The organism is Lysinibacillus sp. NPDC093688, assembly GCF_050280145.1.
Taxonomy (GTDB): domain Bacteria; phylum Bacillota; class Bacilli; order Bacillales_A; family Planococcaceae; genus Lysinibacillus; species Lysinibacillus xylanilyticus_B.
Window position 1 is genome coordinate 94,937 of the sequence record NZ_JBNNUX010000014.1, and the last position, 19,198, is coordinate 114,134.

General features: G+C 37.0%; 15 protein-coding genes. 7 read left to right on the plus strand and 8 right to left on the minus strand.

All coding sequences use genetic code 11. The annotated features are described in order from the left end of the window. The 3 genes from ACQKN2_RS13025 to ACQKN2_RS13035 all read right to left on the minus strand — a co-directional run bounded on the left by ACQKN2_RS13025 (position 1) and on the right by ACQKN2_RS13035 (position 3,336). The gene (locus tag ACQKN2_RS13025; protein ID WP_427415314.1) at positions 1-708 is read right to left on the minus strand and encodes an amino acid ABC transporter permease; all 708 of its coding nucleotides are present in this window, start codon (positions 706-708) and stop codon (positions 1-3) included. A gap of 557 nt (positions 709-1,265) precedes the next feature. Beyond that, complete coding sequence (locus ACQKN2_RS13030) at positions 1,266-2,135, minus strand: transporter substrate-binding domain-containing protein (protein ID WP_427415315.1); 870 nt, start codon at positions 2,133-2,135, stop codon at positions 1,266-1,268. 13 nt (positions 2,136-2,148) lie between these two features. Next, positions 2,149-3,336, minus strand: coding sequence for an acyl-CoA dehydrogenase family protein (locus ACQKN2_RS13035; RefSeq protein WP_427415316.1), 1,188 nt, complete (start codon positions 3,334-3,336; stop codon positions 2,149-2,151). A gap of 270 nt (positions 3,337-3,606) precedes the next feature. On the opposite strand from ACQKN2_RS13035, the gene ACQKN2_RS13040 reads away from it, so the two are divergent. Further along, positions 3,607-4,353: a hypothetical protein gene (locus tag ACQKN2_RS13040; protein WP_427415317.1), complete on the plus strand. Its 747-nt coding sequence runs from the start codon at positions 3,607-3,609 to the stop codon at positions 4,351-4,353. Between the two features lie 107 nt (positions 4,354-4,460). On the opposite strand, the gene ACQKN2_RS13045 is transcribed toward ACQKN2_RS13040, so the two are convergent. Then, entirely contained in the window at positions 4,461-4,835 is a 375-nt protein-coding gene (locus ACQKN2_RS13045; protein ID WP_427415318.1) for a VOC family protein, read from the minus strand. A 438-nt stretch (positions 4,836-5,273) separates the two neighbouring features. Between ACQKN2_RS13045 and ACQKN2_RS13050 the strand changes: the two genes are divergently transcribed. Beyond that, positions 5,274-7,217 (plus strand): methyl-accepting chemotaxis protein, encoded by a 1,944-nt coding sequence (locus tag ACQKN2_RS13050; RefSeq protein WP_427415319.1) that lies wholly within the window; start codon positions 5,274-5,276, stop codon positions 7,215-7,217. 60 nt (positions 7,218-7,277) lie between these two features. Here the strand turns inward: ACQKN2_RS13050 and ACQKN2_RS13055 are convergent, their stop codons facing one another. Then, the gene (locus ACQKN2_RS13055) at positions 7,278-7,697 is read right to left on the minus strand and encodes a VOC family protein (protein WP_427415320.1); all 420 of its coding nucleotides are present in this window, start codon (positions 7,695-7,697) and stop codon (positions 7,278-7,280) included. 311 nt (positions 7,698-8,008) lie between these two features. Here ACQKN2_RS13055 and guaC point away from each other — a divergent pair, with 311 nt between their 5' ends. Further along, positions 8,009-8,992 (plus strand): GMP reductase, encoded by a 984-nt coding sequence (gene guaC, locus ACQKN2_RS13060; RefSeq protein ID WP_427415321.1) that lies wholly within the window; start codon positions 8,009-8,011, stop codon positions 8,990-8,992. A gap of 291 nt (positions 8,993-9,283) precedes the next feature. Here the strand turns inward: guaC and ACQKN2_RS13065 are convergent, their stop codons facing one another. Then, complete coding sequence (locus ACQKN2_RS13065; RefSeq protein WP_427415322.1) at positions 9,284-9,505, minus strand: phosphate-starvation-inducible protein PsiE; 222 nt, start codon at positions 9,503-9,505, stop codon at positions 9,284-9,286. Positions 9,506-9,987: 482 nt separating this feature from the next. On the opposite strand from ACQKN2_RS13065, the gene psiE reads away from it, so the two are divergent. From psiE to ACQKN2_RS13080, 3 genes are all read left to right on the plus strand, one after another. Beyond that, positions 9,988-10,443: a phosphate-starvation-inducible protein PsiE gene (psiE, locus tag ACQKN2_RS13070; RefSeq protein ID WP_323648479.1), complete on the plus strand. Its 456-nt coding sequence runs from the start codon at positions 9,988-9,990 to the stop codon at positions 10,441-10,443. A gap of 638 nt (positions 10,444-11,081) precedes the next feature. Then, positions 11,082-12,098, plus strand: a complete 1,017-nt coding sequence (locus tag ACQKN2_RS13075) for an HAAS signaling domain-containing protein (protein ID WP_427415323.1) — start codon at positions 11,082-11,084, stop codon at positions 12,096-12,098. Between the two features lie 169 nt (positions 12,099-12,267). After that, positions 12,268-13,404: a SpoIIE family protein phosphatase gene (locus ACQKN2_RS13080; protein ID WP_427415324.1), complete on the plus strand. Its 1,137-nt coding sequence runs from the start codon at positions 12,268-12,270 to the stop codon at positions 13,402-13,404. Between the two features lie 69 nt (positions 13,405-13,473). Here ACQKN2_RS13080 and ACQKN2_RS13085 read toward each other — a convergent pair whose 3' ends face one another. Both ACQKN2_RS13085 and ACQKN2_RS13090 read right to left on the minus strand, forming a co-directional pair. Beyond that, positions 13,474-14,313 carry a CheR family methyltransferase gene (locus ACQKN2_RS13085; protein ID WP_427415325.1) on the minus strand — a complete coding sequence of 280 codons (840 nt, stop codon included), beginning with the start codon at positions 14,311-14,313 and terminating at the stop codon, positions 13,474-13,476. 13 nt (positions 14,314-14,326) lie between these two features. Next, on the minus strand, positions 14,327-17,053 hold the full coding sequence (locus tag ACQKN2_RS13090; RefSeq protein WP_427415326.1) for an ATP-binding protein: 2,727 nt from the start codon (positions 17,051-17,053) through the stop codon (positions 14,327-14,329). A 506-nt stretch (positions 17,054-17,559) separates the two neighbouring features. Between ACQKN2_RS13090 and ACQKN2_RS13095 the strand changes: the two genes are divergently transcribed. Beyond that, positions 17,560-18,750, plus strand: a complete 1,191-nt coding sequence (locus ACQKN2_RS13095; protein ID WP_427415327.1) for a M14 family metallopeptidase — start codon at positions 17,560-17,562, stop codon at positions 18,748-18,750. Positions 18,751-19,198 lie beyond the last annotated feature (448 nt).

The following is a 19,198-nucleotide window of genomic DNA, read 5'->3' on the forward strand; positions in this document are numbered from 1 at the left end:
TTACGTTGTCTCTAATGTCTTTTTCCCCTTACCAAAAAACTTTTCTAGCATAGCAAAGAATTTTTCGATAATAATCGACAGCACCCAATAAACAATAGCCAAAGCAATATATATTTCTAATGCATGTGCATTGATGTTACTTGCAATAATTAAATTTGCCTTTCCGACAATATCAATTAAGCCAATTGTATAAGCGAGCGCTCCTTCTTGTAATAACGCAATCATTCCATTCCCAAAGTTCGGTAAAGCGATAACAAGTGCCTGCGGAAAAATAATACGGCGATAGGCTTGGAATGGCGTTAATCCCACACTAACAGCCGCTTCGAATTGCCCTTTATCAATGGCTAAATAGGCAGAACGAATAACTTCTGACATAATCGCTGCAAACTGTAATGTGAACGTTACGACTACGAAAATGGCTGTTTCGATTGAATGGAGATTTATGCCGAAGTTTTCCGCTAACGCTGGAACACCATAATATACGAGGAATAATAAGACGATAGATGGTGTACAACGCATAATCGTTGTATATAAGTTTGCTAATCTTCGCAGCAATTTTATTGAGCTTAACTTAGCAGCCGCTAATAGTAAGCCAAATATTGTGCCTAGTACAATGGAAGATCCCGCGACTAGGAAGGTAACTTTTAAAAACGGCAATAATACAGGAATTGAGTTCCAAATGTATGATGCATCAAAATACTTCTCCATTTCCTCACCAACCTTTATATAAATGTACAAGTAACAGGTGTATTGATTAGCCATTTTATTCACTAAAATTAATTAGAAGACGCTGATTTCCGTTACGGGCTACTTGCTTTGTTGCTGACGCTTCGCTTTCGCACAGATAAAACATTTGTTGCTGACGCTTCGCTTTCGCGCAGAGCAAGGCTTCCTGCGGGCGAGCGACGAGCCGCTTCCTTCGCTGAAGGAACGAAGACTAAATGCGTCACGTCCTGTGACAATGCCTTCGTGACCAACATCATGTTGGCCTCAGGGTCTCGTCTGTCTCGCCTTCCCGCGGGAGTCAAGTAGCCCTTCACTACAATCAGCTATATATGCTCATATATAAGGTAAAATATCAACAAATAATCCTTTTATCACCGAACAATTAGCCAACATATTTCCCTAATCAACATACTTGATACAATATTTCTCTTTGTATGAATAAAGACTGCTGAGTATACTGACTCAACAGCCTTTTATTTGGTAGTAGCTAGTAACACTTTCTCTTCCAAGAGGCCTCTCCTTTGATCAACTACCGCCTATTAGCGCTTCACAGTTTCTAACACTTCAAATAAATCTCGACCGTAAAACTTAGTGCTTAATTCATTTGTTTTCTTCTGCTCTTTAATTTTTGCTATAGCTTTATCATAAGCATCCGCAAATTCTTGTTCCTTTTTATTGAATAACGGCCATGTTTTAATTACGGAAAATTCGTTGTAAACTACGTCATCCTTTAAATTATGATAAGGCCCATCTTCTGCTAAAACTTGTTGTTTAAATGGACCTTCAATCATCACACCACCATCGACACGTTTTTCATTTACCCATTGCACAACATCGACAGTGAACGCATCTCCAGCCTGTAATTTCACTTGATTGTCTGGGTTGGCCTTATTAAATTCATCAATAATTGTGTATTGAGCATTATTCGCAGCAATTGGTGCTAATGAATAACCTTTTTTCGCAAAGTCAGCTAATGTTTTTACACCTTCATCCTCTTTACGTAATACTAAACCTGCACTACTTAAGCCTAAAAATTCTTTAGGGAAAATAAACTTTTCCGTACGTTCTTGCGTAAAGAAGGCATTTTTTATTCCTACTTGATATTTCCCTTGCTCAACACCAATTAGTAAATCATCACTAGTCGTGCCTACAAATTCAAACTTATAGTCAGGTAACTGTTCATCCACTAGCTTCATGACTTCCACATCGTAGCCGGTTGGATTTCCGTTATCATCTAGATAACTAATTGGCTTAGACGCCTGATCAAATGCAACCTTCACTGTACGTACTTTCCCGCCATCCTCTGAGTCTTTATCTGAAGCTTCACCTGAATTACAGCCTGTTAAAATAGCAAGTGAAGCCAACCCGATTGCTGCCAATTGGAAAATCTTTTTCTTTTGTTTAAACATATGTCATTTCCCCTTATTCTCCATTGTTTTGTAATTGATGTTCAGTCGATTTTTGTTGTTCAATTGCGGTACTCGCTAATTTAATAATTGTCATATCATCCATCGGCGGATTATGAAGCCCTGCACGAACATTTCGATAATAGCGCTGTAATGGATTGGTTAATTGTAGGCTTTTAGCTCCTACTACACGCATTGCCTTATCGACGATTTCGATCGCCAAATTTGTTACCGTATGCTTAGCAACTGCCATTTCATTTGCCAAAAGCTCACGTCTAGCTGGGTCATCATAAGCTTCGGCAACCCCATACAGTACAAAGCGCGCTTGATATAGCTTCAATTCAATATCACCTAGAAGCTGCTGCACATTTGGTAATGTACTAATTGGAGCATTTAAACTATTAGGTTGATAATGATTTGCAAAATGCAGTGCATAATCGCGAGCTGCCTGCGCAATCCCTAAGTATGTCGCTGGGATATGTAGAATCCAACCATTTATCTTGCCACCACTTGGGTGACTTGGTAACTCTACTAAATGATTTGAAGGGACTATTACATTTTTTAACACTAGGTCATGACTGCTTGTGCCTCGCATTGCAGACATTTCCCAGTTTTCTTCAATTGAAAGCCCTTGGGCATCTTTATGAATAAGGAAGTAACCAATTTGATTTTTCTCCTCAATCCAAGCTGATGTTAAGAAGTAATCTAGTACCGGGGAGGCTGTCGTAAAGATTTTACGTCCATTTAAGAACCAACCTGCCTCTTTTGAAATAGCATTTGTTCCAGGTCGCCCTCCACGTGTTGGACTACCTGTTGCCGCTTCACTCGCAGCCCTATTTATAATTGCACCGTTCTTTATTTCCTGAGCAAATGAACTTAGTAAATCGTCTGTCCATAGCTTTTTCTCATATAGTTCACCTACAACACCTAATGTCCATCCTAGTGAGAGTGAAGCATTCTCGTCGTAGCTTGCTAACGTTTCTTGAACGAGTACCATATCATAGACTGCTAATCCTTCACCGCCATATTCTTTCGGTAAAGTTAGTTTTGGATAACCAATTTGCAGAAGTAGTTTATGTGCTTCGAATGGAAAACGAGATTGTTCATCTACTTCTTTAGCTTCAGCCTTGATTGACTCTGAAATAGATGCTAGCTGATCGAGCCAATACTGTTGTTGCTTTGTTTTAACAAATAAATTCTTCAAGAAAATCTCCTTCTTCCCAAAATGTATAAAACATATATACTTACTAAGAATTAATGTTGTAAAAAATCTCTAACTACGTTTTGTAGCAAGAGAATGGGTGGTACTGAATTTTCTGATTCGTTGACACTTATGATACTTTTCGCATTTAAAAATGTCAATGGGTTAATTATAAGTTTTTTTATAAGTTTTATACCCATTACGAACACGTCTTCTTTTTTTCACCAAGCCATGTTTACAACATATGCTAACACTATAGAAAGAGGTGCATGTATGACTAATAATATGAATCCACCCTTAAATAATATGCCTATTTCGCCTATGACCCCTCAGGTTATCCAGACGAAATTTGGGGATATTAATGGAGATGGCTTACTTGAAACTGTTCTTTTGATGGGGAATAAAACGCCAGATAGTCCTTTGTGGAAAAACCTAACGCTTGTGATTTTTTACGGACAGACACATCAATTCGAAAAAATAATGCTAAAACAAAGCGTCGGCTACAACCCAACTATATTTTTAGGTGACTTTACCGGGAATCATCTAGAAGATATTTTAGCTATTTCTGACACAGGGGGTAGTGGTGGTATTATCAACGGCGAAATGTTTGCCTCCGTAAACGGGAAAATACGCTCAATTTTTGATGCAGAAACGTTTAATAATAAACTAAAGTACACTGTTAATTATCAAAATCAATATAAAGTAGCCGTGCGTAGCATGAATCCAAAAAAACAATATATCATCGATTTACAATACAAAGGTCCGGATTATTTAGCAGAAATTTATAATCAAGACGGTACACTAAAGCAGCCTATTCAAGGATGGGTTGATCCAATCAGCGGATTGTATCCAGTGGACTATGAACGTGATGGCATCTATGAAATTTTAGCGTATCAGGCTATAGCAGGCAGATTTCATGCCGATGGATTAGGTTATGTAGAAAATATTTTGAAATGGGATGGCAATGAATTTAGCGTTGACCGTCAAACTGTAGGGATTTTTGGAGAAGATTTAAAATAAGTTACCATGTACTTATATAGGGAAAAAAGCAAAAATCTGTCCGATTTCCGCAATCAAAATTGGACAGATTCAAACTTACTCTTTCTAAGTCAGATAAGGTTTAAGGTTTATTTTTCTACTAATGCAAAATAATTATTTTCGTGATCAGCAAAATTAAAAACCCTGCCCATTGGCATCATTACTAAATCTCCTACTTTAACGCCCTTTGCTTGAAAATCTTGATATAGATCTTCTATATGATCAGCATAAAACATAATAGAAGGTGTCCCTAAATTTAAGTCAGGCTGCATTTTTGCAATGATTTCTTTATTGTGTAGAACAAAGGTAGTTTGAGCTTCTTTAGTAGGAGCAATTTCAATCCAACGTACTCCTCCCTCTTCTTGGTCAGCAACTACAACAAATCCAACTTTTTCTGTCCAAAACTTCACGGCAGTATCTTGATCATTTACATACAACATTACTTGTCCAATTTGTCGAATCATGAAACAATTCCCTCCTCTTTTGAGCATTAGTATACATCAAAAAGTAGCTTTATATGTCATCTAGCGGTTATCGTTTTTAGGAGAATTTCAAAGTATTAATTGATGATATCTACTATATAGTGAACAGTTATTACAAAGTACTTAACTTTTAATTTATTTTTGGTAAAATGAGCCTAGCCGTCTATTGTTTACATAGAAAGGTAAAGGTATAAAACTATCACCATAAAACAGGGTCGATTATCCGATGAGCCTCTTAGAGCAATAGATGTTTTTTGTGCGAAAGCGAAGCGACAGCCACAACATGTTTGTCTGTGCGAAAGCAAAGCGACAGCCACAACTGCAACAACAGGAGATCGATCACTAAGGCATTATTACATACTCAATATTCGGTGTTAAAACAAAGTTTAAAATACTAATATCATAGTGAGGATAATTCAAGTGAAACAACTAAGTTTAAGGAAAAAGCTCATTTTTTCGTTTTTAGCAATACTTCTCATCCCAACACTGTTAATTGGAATTGTGTCTTACCAAAGTGCTGAAAAGCAAATTTCAAAAGAGCAACAAGCAAGTGCAACCGAAAGTGTGCGCATGCTTAATACGAATATTACTAACACGATTGAGCCAAAAGTGAAAGACGTTCAATATTTTTCAAACAAGCTTAATCAATCTTATTTACAAGAAGGTAAAATTACAGAACTTAAATCTCTTTTCCACGAATACATGAACATGCATCCAGAGGTGGAGCTAATTTATATCGGAACCGCTGATGGGAGACTACTGGATGAGCCTGCTCAAAAATACCCTAGTGGGTTTGATCCTCGTAAAAGACCTTGGTATATGCAAGCTGACAAAAACCAAGTATCTATTACGGCCCCCTACGTTACACAGACTACAGGTGATATCGTTCTTACGATTACTCAGGCTTTACCAGACGGCTCAGGGGTAATAGGGCTAGATGTCAATATATCTAGATTAAGTACCATCACGAATGATATACGCATTGGAGAAACTGGCTTTGCTTCACTTTTAGATAGTAATAAAATTTATATTGCCGAACCAAATAAAGAAAGTGGTGCTGAAGCAACAGAAAGCTATATTACTAAAATCTATGAACAAGATAGTGGTACTGTTATAGAAAAAGATCGTCAACTTCAATTTGTTACAAATAAGCTAACAGGCTGGAAAGTCGTTGGTACCATGTTTACAGCAGAGGCTGCAAATGCTGCTGCTTCGACCTTTAATATCAACTTAATAATTATCGCTATTTCTATTATTGTTGGCATTATTTTTATGCTTTTCATGATAAAATCTATCGTTAATTCGATCAATCGACTTAAACAAAGCGCTATCAAAATTAGCGAGGGCGATTTAACAGCTTTTATTGACATTCATTCGAAAGACGAGATTGGACAGCTTGGGGAAGCCTTTATCGCCATGAAGGTTAACTTAAAAAAACTTATTCGTAACGTTGATCAAAGCTCCCAACATGTACAAACTTCAGCGCATAGCTTATCTGCGAATGCCGAACAAAATATAGCTGCTTCTGAGCAAGTTACTGAAGCTATGCAGCAGGTTGCTATCAGTACAGAAAAACAAACAACTAGTATTGACCAAAATGCTGCTTCTATTGAGGAAATCGCAAAAGGAGTCGTCGAGATCGCTGATAGCTCTATGCAGGTTTCAGATTTATCGAGCCGTGCTATAAAGTTGGCCGATGAAGGCGGACAAGCAGTAGAACAAACTGTTAATCAAATGGTCTCGATTCATGAATCTGTGACACAATCGGATACGATGATTAAATCACTCTATGATCGAACAAAAGAAATTGGTTCTATTTTAGAAATTATTAGCGCTATTTCAGAGCAAACAAATCTGCTTGCCCTTAATGCTGCAATTGAGGCAGCGCGAGCTGGAGAACACGGGAAAGGCTTTGCGGTAGTCGCCGATGAAGTGCGAAAGTTAGCAGAGCAATCCCATCAATCAGCAGAGCAGATTTCTGCACTAATTACTGGCATTCAGCAAGATACGGCTAAGTCTGTTCAAACAATGATGAAGACTTCAGCGGATGTCCAGGATGGTTTACAGCTAACAGAAGATACAAGTAAAAAATTCGCAAGTATCATTAAGCGTCTACACGAAATTGCTCCGAAAATGGAGGATATATCTGCATCTGCTCAGGAGATGTCAGCAGTAGTCGAAGAAGTTTCTGCAACAGCTATAGAACTAACAGATCATGCTAAATTAAATGCAGCAGCGTCAGAGGAAGTTGCCGCTTCTACTGAACAAACGTTGTCTTCAATGCAGGAAATGGCTGTAGCCTCAAAAGCGCTTCTCGATATGGCTGATGAATTACAAAGCTATGTGAATCGTTTTAAATACTAAAAAGAAAAGCACGATGTTAATGGAGACTTTCCAAAAACATCGTGCTTTTTAATAGTGATTTTATTTATTTTCCTCATGACTAAATTGCCATTCAACACCAAATTTATCAGTAAGGGAGCCATAACATTTACTCCAAAACGTTTCTTGTAGCTCCATCTTAACCTCGCCACCATCTTTAAGGCCATCAAAAGCTTTTCGCATCTGAGCCTCATCGTCTGAGACAACGGCTAACGTTACATTGTTTCCAATTGTGAATGGGTGTCCTGGAAATGTATCTGAGAACATTACAGTGCTACCAAAAATCGAAAGTCGCGTATGCATGACAAGATCTTTTGCTTCCTCTGGTAATGGATAACTTGGATTCTGTGGTGAATCTCCAAATGTCATAATTTCAGGCTTGCTCGTATTAAAAGCTTTCTCGTAAAAAGATACAGCCTCTCGACAATTTCCATTAAAAATTAAATAAACCTCTACTGCCATTTCCAACACTCCCTTTGTCATTTTCGAAACAATTCTATTTTACATGCTTAACAAATAATAATACAAATCTTAGATGAACCAATCAAAAAATTGCTTTTCTTCTTTTGAAAAAAGATAAACTTAAACCTCCTTCCCATTCTAAAGAAAAAAGGATATATCTTTATATTCCGCGTAATTCCTGTTCTTTCCTGCCAATTTTTTATTAATTTAGATAAAAGCTTTGACATTTGCTCGAAAATAATGTAAATTACCAAATGACGAACGATTTAAATTAAAACTTAAAAAATATTCGTATTTTAGGAGTGTTTATAATGGATAACGTATTTGACTATGAGGATATTCAACTAATTCCCGCAAAATGTATTGTAGAAAGTCGCTCAGAATGTGATACTTCTGTTACTTTAGGCGGTCATACATTCAAACTTCCTGTTGTACCAGCAAACATGCAAACAATTATCGACGAAAGTCTTGCTGTGAAGCTTGCTGAAAACGGTTACTTTTATATCATGCACCGTTTTAATCCAGAGACACGTATCGATTTCATCAAAAATATGCAAGCTCGTGGATTAATCGCATCAATTAGTGTTGGTGTAAAAGATGAGGAATATTCTTTTATAGAAGAATTAGCAGCAGCTAATTTAGTGCCTGATTTTATGACAATCGATATTGCACATGGTCATTCAAATGCTGTCATTCGTATGATTCAGCATATTAAAAAACATCTACCAACTAGCTTTGTGATTGCTGGTAATGTGGGCACACCTGAAGCAGTGCGTGAACTTGAAAACGCTGGTGCAGATGCAACAAAAGTTGGTATTGGACCAGGTAAAGTATGTATTACTAAAATCAAAACTGGTTTTGGTACAGGTGGCTGGCAGCTAGCTGCACTACGCTGGTGTGCAAAAGCTGCAACGAAGCCAATTATCGCTGATGGTGGTATTCGTACACATGGTGATATTGCAAAATCGGTTCGCTTTGGTGCTTCAATGGTGATGGTTGGATCATTATTTGCAGGTCATGAAGAGTCACCTGGTGAAACAATCGAAATCGACGGTAAAACTGTGAAGGAATACTTCGGATCTGCTTCTGAATTCCAAAAAGGCGAACGTAAAAATGTTGAAGGTAAAAAGATGTTTGTTGAACATAAAGGCAGCATCAAAGATACTTTAATTGAAATGCAGCAAGATCTTCAATCATCTATTTCCTATGCAGGTGGCAATAAACTAGATGCCATTCGAAATGTAGATTATGTAATTGTGAAAAACTCTATTTTTAATGGAGATAAAGTATACTAACAACAAAGGGAACCCAAACAAGAATGGCACAAATTCTTGTTTGGGTTTTTCTTTGGATTGCGTTTTTCTATTCTGTAGGAGCTTTATATAGGGCTGTGTTGAGCAATTATGCAGTTAGCCTCTCAGCCGTTTTGTTCTTCGGGTTACCCGAGCAGGGTTGGCTCTTACCTGATCACTTCTTCTAGCTACCCGAACGTTCTCGGCTCTTGACTGACCAATTCTTTTATTGAAAACGCACCTTTTCAGCAAAAGAAAAAATGCTACCGATTACGTGTAGCATTTTCCTTAAAATTATAGTTTGTTAATAACAGCGTGGATCGTTTCTTTTAATTCTGCATCGTAATCAGAAAGGTCTACAAGGTTTGCTACACGCTCACGTAATACTGGACGTTCAATTACAAGCTTTTCATCAAGTACTTGTACTAGTAACTCGATAGTAAGACGGTCACGTACGTTTAATGCTTCTTCTAAACGCTCTGGTGTAATTTTTCCTGCTTTTGCTGCTTTAGCCATTTTAAAAACCCCTTTTAAATTTTATATTCATGCACATCTATTTTAGCATACAGCTAAATTATTTTAAAAACTTTCTTTCATGAATATATCGGCTCATTACCATAGCGTGTGGTTGATTTCCGTTCCGACTGGGCGCTTTCCTGGGGGCGTCCGATGAGCCGCTTCGCTGCAGGGTCTCGGGCCAACACGATGTTGGTCACGAAGGCGTTATCACAGGATGTGATGATTTTAGCCTTCGTTCCTCTATCGCTGATCCCCAAGGAGTCTCCCAGCCTCCACTCCAATCAACCTATATACATAACATACGTTTGCTTTTGGTGACGATTCAATATATACCAAAACTTTACAAATTAGCGCATCTACATTTACGATAAAATGTTATATTCAAATCATAAAATGATGACACTCAACCATATGATTATGTATTCTCTATTTAGTTTTTCATATTCACTTAGGACGTTTTACAAGATTGGAGGAATTCTGTGAACCAAAAGAACTCGACTTACTTACAATTAATAAAGGCTGTACCGAAATCTTTACAATTGTTTCTAAATGTTTGCCTTGTACTTTTAGCGCTCATTTTATCCTTCCTACTTTGCAAAGAACTCATTCAATTCCTTAAAATTTTATTATTCAACAACGATGGCGGAGACTATAAGCTTTTCCTCGCTAACATTCTTATTTTCTTTTTGTATTTTGAATTTATCACGATGATTATTAAATATTTTAAAGAGAATTATCATTTTCCACTAAGGTACTTTATATATATAGGGATTACGGCCATGATTCGATTAATTATCGTAGAGCATGACCATCCCATTAATACCTTAATTTATTCACTTATTATTTTAATATTAATTATTAGCTATTTTATTATTAACATTACGCCATTGGAACGACCTGTAAGCTCATCACTCATTATGAAAAAAGAACAATAGCTTTATTACAGTAAGCAAAACATCTGAACCTTAGAAAAATGAGCCATTTATTCGTTGGCAGCATTTCTTTTTCACGAAGGAAATCAACTACAAATTAGGTCGACTCCTCTCATTGGAATGAAGGTTCATTTCAAAATCATGGAGTCGCATTTTGTTGGCTGTAAACTACCCTTCCTGATGTAAAATCTTCTTCCTTCAATAATTCTTCAACGAACCTCATATGCATCCCCATCCTACACTATTTTAATTATAAGGCACGCTCTTTCATCATTTTTTTTTACATTAAATTCAGCTCTCGATAATAACATATATTACCACGTGCAAATAATACTGTCTGATGACTACATTAAGAGTCCAAAGTGAAACATTAGTGCTTGTTGTTTTAAGCCAACTACATAAACCGGTTAGTAACTATCCCCTTATTCAACGTCTCGAGCAAGTCGGAATACTAATGAACTGCGTACACTATTCTCATTGCCTCGTCGATTCTGGCATTAGGATGTGATTACAAGAAGTTGAGATACAGCCAAATGTAAAGCTCAGAAATATGATGGGTTGGGTGCATATAGCTCAGCTCGAAAAGGAATGTACAGCTATGGACTTTGGACAGCATGAATTATTGAAGGGAGACGGAAAGAATGAATCTGATTGATGCATATATTCATGAAGTAACTAAAAGGATTCACAAAGATAAACGTGATGAAACCAGTCTAGAGTTAAAATCTACTATTGAAAATATGTTACCTGAAGATTATTCAGAATCAGATATAAAGGAAGTGCTTAAAAATCTAGGAAGTCCTGTAGAAGTTGCAGCAAGCTATCAAAACACACCACGATTATTAATCGGTCCAAAAGTGTTTGATACTTATATTAGAACAATAAAATTAGTTATTCCTTGGGCAATAATTATTACAGTTATTGTACAGATGATAGAAAGTATTGTGCTTTATAGTGGAGAAGGTGGTGCTCTTCTGTCTGCTATTATTAATACTATTTCTATAACTATCGCTCATATTATTTCCGTAATCATCTACGTACTATTCTGGATTACAGTTACTTTCATTGTCATAGAACGATCCGGAGGAAATAATATTCGAATACCCCTTATAAAGGACCATCCAGAATGGACACCTGATGATTTAGCTAAAGTTAAAATAATTCCTAAGGAAAAAACGATTTCACTTCATGATAATATTTTTAGTTTCTTAGGTATTGCTATCTTTTCCTTTGTCTATTTCAATGCTCATCACCTTATAGGAATCTATACTTCTCACAATAAAGTTGGCTTTAAATTTGTTATGCCTATATTCAATCAGGATGTCTTACTCTCCTTTGCACCGATTATTTTAATTTGTATCGTTTTAAGTGTAGCGTTAACATTATGGAAATTGAAGGCTGGCCAATGGACAATGTTAATTGCCGTAGCTAATGCTCTTCTTCAATGTACAGGAATTATTGTTTTTATTCTCATGGCTATTCACCCTGATCTCATACACAGTCCCGCTATACCTTATATCGCTGCGATTACGGAAACGACCTCTGCTAAGATTTTGTTTGCTATAGATCGAATATTATTCGTCAGCATTGCTATCGCCATCATAGCAAATGCATTTGATATTTATAGTGGCTTTAAAAAGGCTAGAATTTTAAAATAAAATACATTTTGGGGCTGACTTTTTCTTGTTGGCCCTACACTTATTTAAAAACTCCCTCCATCGATCAAAATACCGTTATTCTCTAATGTTTTGTATAATAAAGTTGAGAGTTATTAAATACATTCATAAATAATCTGCACTAATTCAGACAGAATAAGGGGAAATAATTATGACCATTCTTCTTGTAGATGACAATCAAGTCAATCTATTTGTAATTGAAAAAATATTAAAAAATGCAGGTTATGATAACTGTGTTTCTCTAACATCTGCCTATGAGCTTTTTGATTATTTACAGTTAGATGCACCAAATCCAACAGGAAATTCAGTGGATTTAATTTTATTAGATATTATGATGCCTGAAGTAGACGGTATTGAAGCTTGCAAACGTATTAAGCAAGATGAACGATTAAAAGATATTCAAATTATCTTTGTCACCGCTCTAGAAGATAAAAACACGCTTGCGGAAGCACTTGATATCGGTGGAGTAGATTATATTACGAAGCCGATTAATAAAACCGAGCTTCTTGCTAGAATTCGGGTTGCTTTACGATTGAAAGCAGAATTAGATTGGCATACTCAGCAAGAAAAGAAAATACAATACGAATTAGATTTAGCAACACATGTACAAAGAAGCCTTTTGAGCACTCCTTTAAACGAGACGAATATTCAAATAGAGGTCTCTTATCTTCCTTCTTCTAATTTAGCAGGGGATATGTATTATTGGCATAAAATAAATGATCACCGATACGCCTGCATTTTGCTTGATATGATGGGACATGGTATCTCTGCAGCGCTTGTTTGTATGTTTATCTCCTCTGTCCTAAGAGAAGCTGTTAAACAATTAGAAGATCCCGAATTAGTGATAAAAGAGTTAAACCGTTACATGACCCTTTTGCGAAATGGTAAAGACGACAATCTTTTTTATTTCACAGCTATTTATTTAGTGATAGATACAGAACAAAAAACCATTGAATATGTGAACGCTGGTCATCCTTCTGGCTATGCTCTAGTTGATGAAAAAACGCTCGTACATTTAAATCGTGGAAGCTGTGCAGTCGGCTTTTTTGATGAGATTGACGTGCAAAAGCAATTCATTCAATACAATGAGGACGTGCAAATTATTTTATATACGGACGGTGTGCTGGAGGCAATGGGACCATGTGAAATGGAATCCGAGAAGCATATACAAACGTTAATATCTACGAAATGGGATCATTCTCGACGTCTGATTGACCATTTACTGCCTAAGGAGAAACAAGGGAATCAACCAGATGATATGTGTGTACTAATGATACAGGCACATTAAACTACATAAAAAGTGGCTGTTGCCTAAGTCTCTACTGTGGAGAAACTTAGGAAACAGCCCGTTTTTTTCTTACTTGATCTTCTGAAATATTTTTTCATTGCCTATGATTTCTTTATATTTCGAAATAATATCTTCAAATCGTAGTGCCTCTTGATCTCCTAAGCATAAAAATCCATGATCACTTAGGCTTTCGGAAAACAAATGATGAACCTGCTTTTGTAACTCAGGTGAAAAATAAATTAATACATTTCGGCACATAATGACATGAAATTCATTAAACGATTGATCTGTTACTAAATTATGCTGTGCAAATATAATGTTTTTTAACAGCGACGGATGGAAATAAGCATATTGATAATCTGTTCTGTAGTATTCGGAAAAAGCATGGCTGCCGCCTGCAAGCATATAGTTTTTCGTATATGCCTGCATTTTGTTAATCGGGAATGCTCCTTTTTTTGCCTGTTCCAATACTTGTTCGTTCATATCCGTAGCGTAAATAACTGCTTGATCCATTAACCCTTCTTCCTGTAGCAAAATAGCCATGGAGTATACTTCCTCACCTGTGGAACATCCTGCATGCCATATCCGAATTTCAGGGTAATTTCTTAGATACGGTACAACCTCTTGGCGAAAAGCCTTAAAAAAACTAGGGTTACGGAACATTTCAGTAACATTTATAGAAAAATCATTCAATAGTTGCTCTAAAAACTCATTTTCGTGTATTACTTTTTCAAGTACACGAGAAATGGTTGGAATATTACTCATCCTCATCCTACTATATATCCTTCGCGATATAGAAGATCGATTATATTGTCGAAAATCAAATCCTGATAAACGATAAATGGCATCAAGTAATAAATCAATTTCTAAATCTGTATGCATTTTTTGCTGCAAAGGCAATGGGTCCATCTTATTAACTCCCTTAAACTAGCCATACTCTTAAAACGGATACTAATTGATCTAAATTTAATGGCTTACTTATATAATCTGAAGCACCAGCCTCTAATGTTTTATCTCGATCATTTTTCATAGCCTTCGCTGTTAAAGCAATAATCGGTAAATCTGTAATCTTCATTTGTTTGCGTATAATCGACATCGTTTCATAGCCATCTAAATTTGGCATCATAATATCCATCAGAATAAGGTCAATTTCATCATTAGCTTGCATAACCTCTAAACACTCTACCCCATCTTTGGCAACTAAAATATTCATACCTCGTTTTTCGAGTGCATTTTTTAATGCATATATATTACGGTAATCATCGTCTACAATTAAAATATTTTTCCCTTGAAAAACTTCTACCTCTTGTTGAGAGAAATCCTGATTCTCCGATAGCACTTCCATTAGCTCTTCTAATTCATTAGCAGCCCCTACCTCATGAATAGCAAGTTCTAGACGTTTTTGCTCTTCGATGCCATTTGGCAAGCTTGGGATTATTAGTGTGAATGTACTACCTTGCCCTTCACTACTTTGTAAAGAAATCCAGCCGCCAAGCAATCTCGCAAGCTCTTTACAAATGGACAAGCCAAGACCTGTTCCACCGTATTTACGTACTGTTGCCCCATCAGCCTGTTGGAATGATTCAAAAATAAGCTGATGCTTGTCCTTCGGAATCCCTATACCTGTATCGGAAACTGTGATTTCTAACCAGTCAGCACTCACATCCTGCATTTTATTTGTTACCTGTTCTTCACTAAGCTGTTTAATGTCAAGATGAACTGAGCCACGCTTTGTAAATTTAAAGGCATTTGATAATAAATTTTTCAATATTTGCTGGAATCTTTGTTCATCAGTATAGAAAATATCGACTACATTTTCGTCTTTCGAAATATAGAATTGTAGATTTTTCTTCGTTGCTACAGGCGCAAAAATTTGCTCCATTTGTACAGGAACCTCACTCATATTCATTTCATCAAAACTAATATCCAACTTGCCTGCCTCAACTTTTGATAAATCTAAAATATCGTTAATTAATGCCAGCAGATCTCCACCTGAAGAATGGATAACCTTTGCAAATTCAGCTTCCTCTTCTGATAAAGTATTTTGGCCATTTTCAGCTAACATTTCAGATAAAATTAAAATGCTATTCAGTGGCGTTCGTAATTCATGTGACATATTGGCTAAAAACTCAGATTTATAATTTGAATTTAGTAACAGCTGTTCCGCACTTTCCTCTAATTCTTTTTTAGCTTGTTCTAATTCTCTCGACTTTAACTCTGCCTCTTTTGTTCTTTCTTCCAATTGGTCATTAATCATTGTCAGTTCCTCTGTTTGCATCTGTAATTCTTTTGATTGTGTCTGAAGCTCTTCAGATTGTGCCTGTAATTCCTCTGTCATAGCTCTTGACTCATTCAATAAACGGACAATTTCCATACGCCCTAGGACACTATTGATCGTTAATCCAAAAGTATCGATAACTTGCTTCACTAATTCCTGCTGCAGCTTATTAAAGCTAGTTATTGTAGCTAATTCAACAACAGCGATTACGTCATTTTCAAATATTATAGGGACGATAAAAATACCTTTTGGCGGTACTTTCCCTAAACCAGTGCCTATTAAACGGAAATCTTCTGGAATATCGTTATAAATTAAAACCTTTTTTTCTAAAGCACATTGTCCAATTAAGCCTTGTCCCAGTTTAAAGCTCTCAATTCCAACGTTATCCGTTGCGTCCGCAAAAGCAGCTTTTTTTACAAACTGTATACGATTATCAGTAGTTTCACGGACATATAATGCGCCAAGGGAAGACTGCGTTTTTTGCGCTATTTCTGAAAGGAAGATGTCAGCTAATTTGGTTATGGCAGAAACACCTTGATATTTTGTGACAATTTCCGCGATATTCAACTGTAGCCATTCTCTTCTTTCAAGCGCATCCAACAACTCATTTGTAGCAGTTGCAAGAGCATTGATTTCATCATTCGTTCTAACATGTATTCTTCCTTTTTGGCTGCTCTTGGAAGCAGCGATTTCTCGGATCGTTCGTGTAACCTCAGTTAACGTCTTTACGATTGAACGAGAAATACCACTTGCAATGACAATTGCAACAACTGAGGTAAATACAAGTATGGCAAGCAGTGTAAGTGTTACAATACTATTCCCCTTGTCCAGGTCATTTACTCGGGCTTGCATTGATGCAATTACCTCTGAACGGAGTGATTCAAACTGATCACGTACTGTTTCCATGTTTTTACGGCCTATATCTACTTTATAGAGTTTCCATAACGCTTCAGTATTGTTTTCTTTTTTTAATGTAATAGAAGGTTCGCCTGATGTTGTAATCCAATGCTCTATCGTCGTCTTTATCTCATTTAACTTCTCTTGTTGTGTTGGATTTTTTTCTAAAAGCTTATATAGTTCATTAAAATCGGATTTCCAACTTTCACTGGTTTCGTTATAAAGCTCTAAATAACTTGATTCACCTGTAATAACAAAGCCCCTCTGGCCCAATTCCATATCTAAAAAGGACTTTTCAATGCGATTGGTTAGAGCTTGTATATTTGAGTCTTTCTTGATAATATAATTTCTTTCGTTTTGTAGAGAGGAAATTTGTTGATATAAGATGATCACTGATGCAAGTAAACAAAGTATGATAACAATATAGCCTAACGTAATTTTAGTTCGTATACCTATCTTTAATTTATTTAACATTTGCTTCCCTACCTTTACCTGACATAAACTCTATTATCTAGTATTATTGTACATCAAAAAGTGATACAGTTTCTTCCTCTTAGGTTAAGAGAATAACCTCTTTGCGAGGAATACTTAACAAAGTTCACATCAAAAGTTGTGGCTGACTTTGTTAAAACGTCTACTATGTAAATAAGTTGATTGGAGTGGAGACTGGGCGACTCCTCGGGGATCAGCGCAAGGGGAACGAAGGCTAAAAACATCACATCCTGTGATAACGCCTTCGTGACCAACATCGGTGCTGCTGCCGCTTCGCTTTCGCGCAAAAAACATCTGTTGGCCCGAGACCCTGCAGCGAAGCGAAGCGGCTAATCGGACGCCCCCAGGAAAGCGCCCAGTCGGAACGGAAATCAACCACACGTTTTGGTGATGAGCCATTAAAAGTTAATAAGTCCCATATTCTTTTCATATATATATGATATTGGCCTTTTTGCCGAGGCATAATTGATAGTAAGGAGAGAACAATCGTGGACATTTTCGTAAGACCAGGGGATTCTCTTTGGCATTTTAGTGAAGTGTTTAAAATACCTCTTCAACTAATTATAGATTCGAATCGAACTATTAAACCTCAATTTTTAAGGGTTGGACAACGCATTCGAATTCCGGGGTTTATTACAGTCAATTATCAAATAAAACAAGGAGATACTTTTTGGCAAATAGCTCAAAGCAGAAATCTCCCATTAGTCGCCATTTTGCTTGTCAACCCTGGTTTAAATCCAAATCAATTACAAATTGACCAGACCATTCGCATTCCCCAACGAATCACATGGAGGCTCATCAATGGTAAACAAAATTATACTTACACGACCATGATAAACGATATCAAAAAACTACTCGATGCTTACCCGTTTCTACAAAGCTCTACCATTGGACATTCTGTTTTACAGCATGAAATTCCAGAGCTTCTAATCGGGAACGGAGCTAAACGTGTCCATTATAACGGCTCCTTTCATGCAAATGAGTGGATAACAACTCCGATTATTTTAACTTTTATAAACGACTACCTACTATCTCTCACCAATCAAAATACAATTCGCGGTTTATCCCTACTCCCACTGTACCAGCAAACAATTCTTTCAATCGTTCCGATGGTCAATCCCGATGGTGTTGATTTAGTATTACAAGGACCACCTAATGACGAAGCATTAAGAAATCAGCTTATTACTTTGAATAACGGCAGCACCGATTTCTCTGGTTGGAAGGCAAATATACATGGTGTCGATTTGAACGATCAGTTTCCTGCAAAATGGGAGCTCGAAAACGCACGAAATCCAAAAACACCTGGACCAAGAGATTTTGGAGGCCCACAACCTTTGTCTGAGCCCGAGGCCATTGCTATGGCTGATTTAACAAAGAAGCGCGATTTTGCCAGAGTTCTTGCGTTTCATACACAAGGTAGAGTTATTTATTGGGGTTTTGAAAATCTCGAACCACCAGAGTCAGAAATCCTTGTTAATGAGTTTAGCCGGGTTAGTGGCTACGAGCCTATCAATTCAGCAGGCAGTTATGCGGGCTATAAGGATTGGTTTATCCAGGATTGGCGTAGACCTGGCTTTACCGTTGAGTTGGGTAGTGGTACAAATCCGCTTCCACTTAGCCAGTTCGAGGACATCTATGAAGAGACATTAGGTATATTCCTTGCAGCATTGTATATGTAATAGAATAGTTCACATGAAGATTTTATGTTTAATTTTAATGTTTCGTCAAAAAACGATCTTGTTTATGAAATCGAAGTAAAAATAAATATCCCCAATCCCCATTCACTTTTGAAGTGAATGGGGATTTTTTAACCTCTGATTGATTGCTTCTTGATAGTTCATCACCAAAGGTCGTGGATGACTTTTGTTAAAACGTCTACTATGTAAATAAGTTGATTGGAGTGGAGGCTGGGCGACTCCTTGGGGATTAGCAATAGAGGAACGGAGGCTAAAAGCATCACGTCCTGTGATAACGCCTTCGTGACCAACATCCTTTTGGCCCAAGCAGCTCATCGGACGCCCCCAGGAAGCTCTGCTCTGCGCGAAAGCGAAGCGTCAGCAACAAATGTTTTATCTGTGCGAAAGCGAAGCGTCAGCAACAAATGTTTTATCTGTGCGAAAGCGAAGC

Bases quoted from the DNA above. Each gene is read 5' to 3' on its own strand.
- ACQKN2_RS13025 (WP_427415314.1), bottom strand. From the start codon at position 708: ATGGAGAAGTATTTTGATGCATCATACATTTGGAACTCAATTCCTGTA.
- ACQKN2_RS13030 (WP_427415315.1), bottom strand. From the start codon at position 2,135: ATGTTTAAACAAAAGAAAAAGATTTTCCAATTGGCAGCAATCGGGTTG.
- ACQKN2_RS13040 (WP_427415317.1), top strand. From the start codon at position 3,607: ATGACTAATAATATGAATCCACCCTTAAATAATATGCCTATTTCGCCT.
- ACQKN2_RS13045 (WP_427415318.1), bottom strand. From the start codon at position 4,835: ATGATTCGACAAATTGGACAAGTAATGTTGTATGTAAATGATCAAGAT.
- ACQKN2_RS13055 (WP_427415320.1), bottom strand. From the start codon at position 7,697: ATGGCAGTAGAGGTTTATTTAATTTTTAATGGAAATTGTCGAGAGGCT.
- guaC (WP_427415321.1), top strand. From the start codon at position 8,009: ATGGATAACGTATTTGACTATGAGGATATTCAACTAATTCCCGCAAAA.
- ACQKN2_RS13065 (WP_427415322.1), bottom strand. From the start codon at position 9,505: ATGGCTAAAGCAGCAAAAGCAGGAAAAATTACACCAGAGCGTTTAGAA.
- ACQKN2_RS13075 (WP_427415323.1), top strand. From the start codon at position 11,082: ATGAATCTGATTGATGCATATATTCATGAAGTAACTAAAAGGATTCAC.
- ACQKN2_RS13080 (WP_427415324.1), top strand. From the start codon at position 12,268: ATGACCATTCTTCTTGTAGATGACAATCAAGTCAATCTATTTGTAATT.
- ACQKN2_RS13085 (WP_427415325.1), bottom strand. From the start codon at position 14,313: ATGGACCCATTGCCTTTGCAGCAAAAAATGCATACAGATTTAGAAATT.
- ACQKN2_RS13090 (WP_427415326.1), bottom strand. From the start codon at position 17,053: ATGTTAAATAAATTAAAGATAGGTATACGAACTAAAATTACGTTAGGC.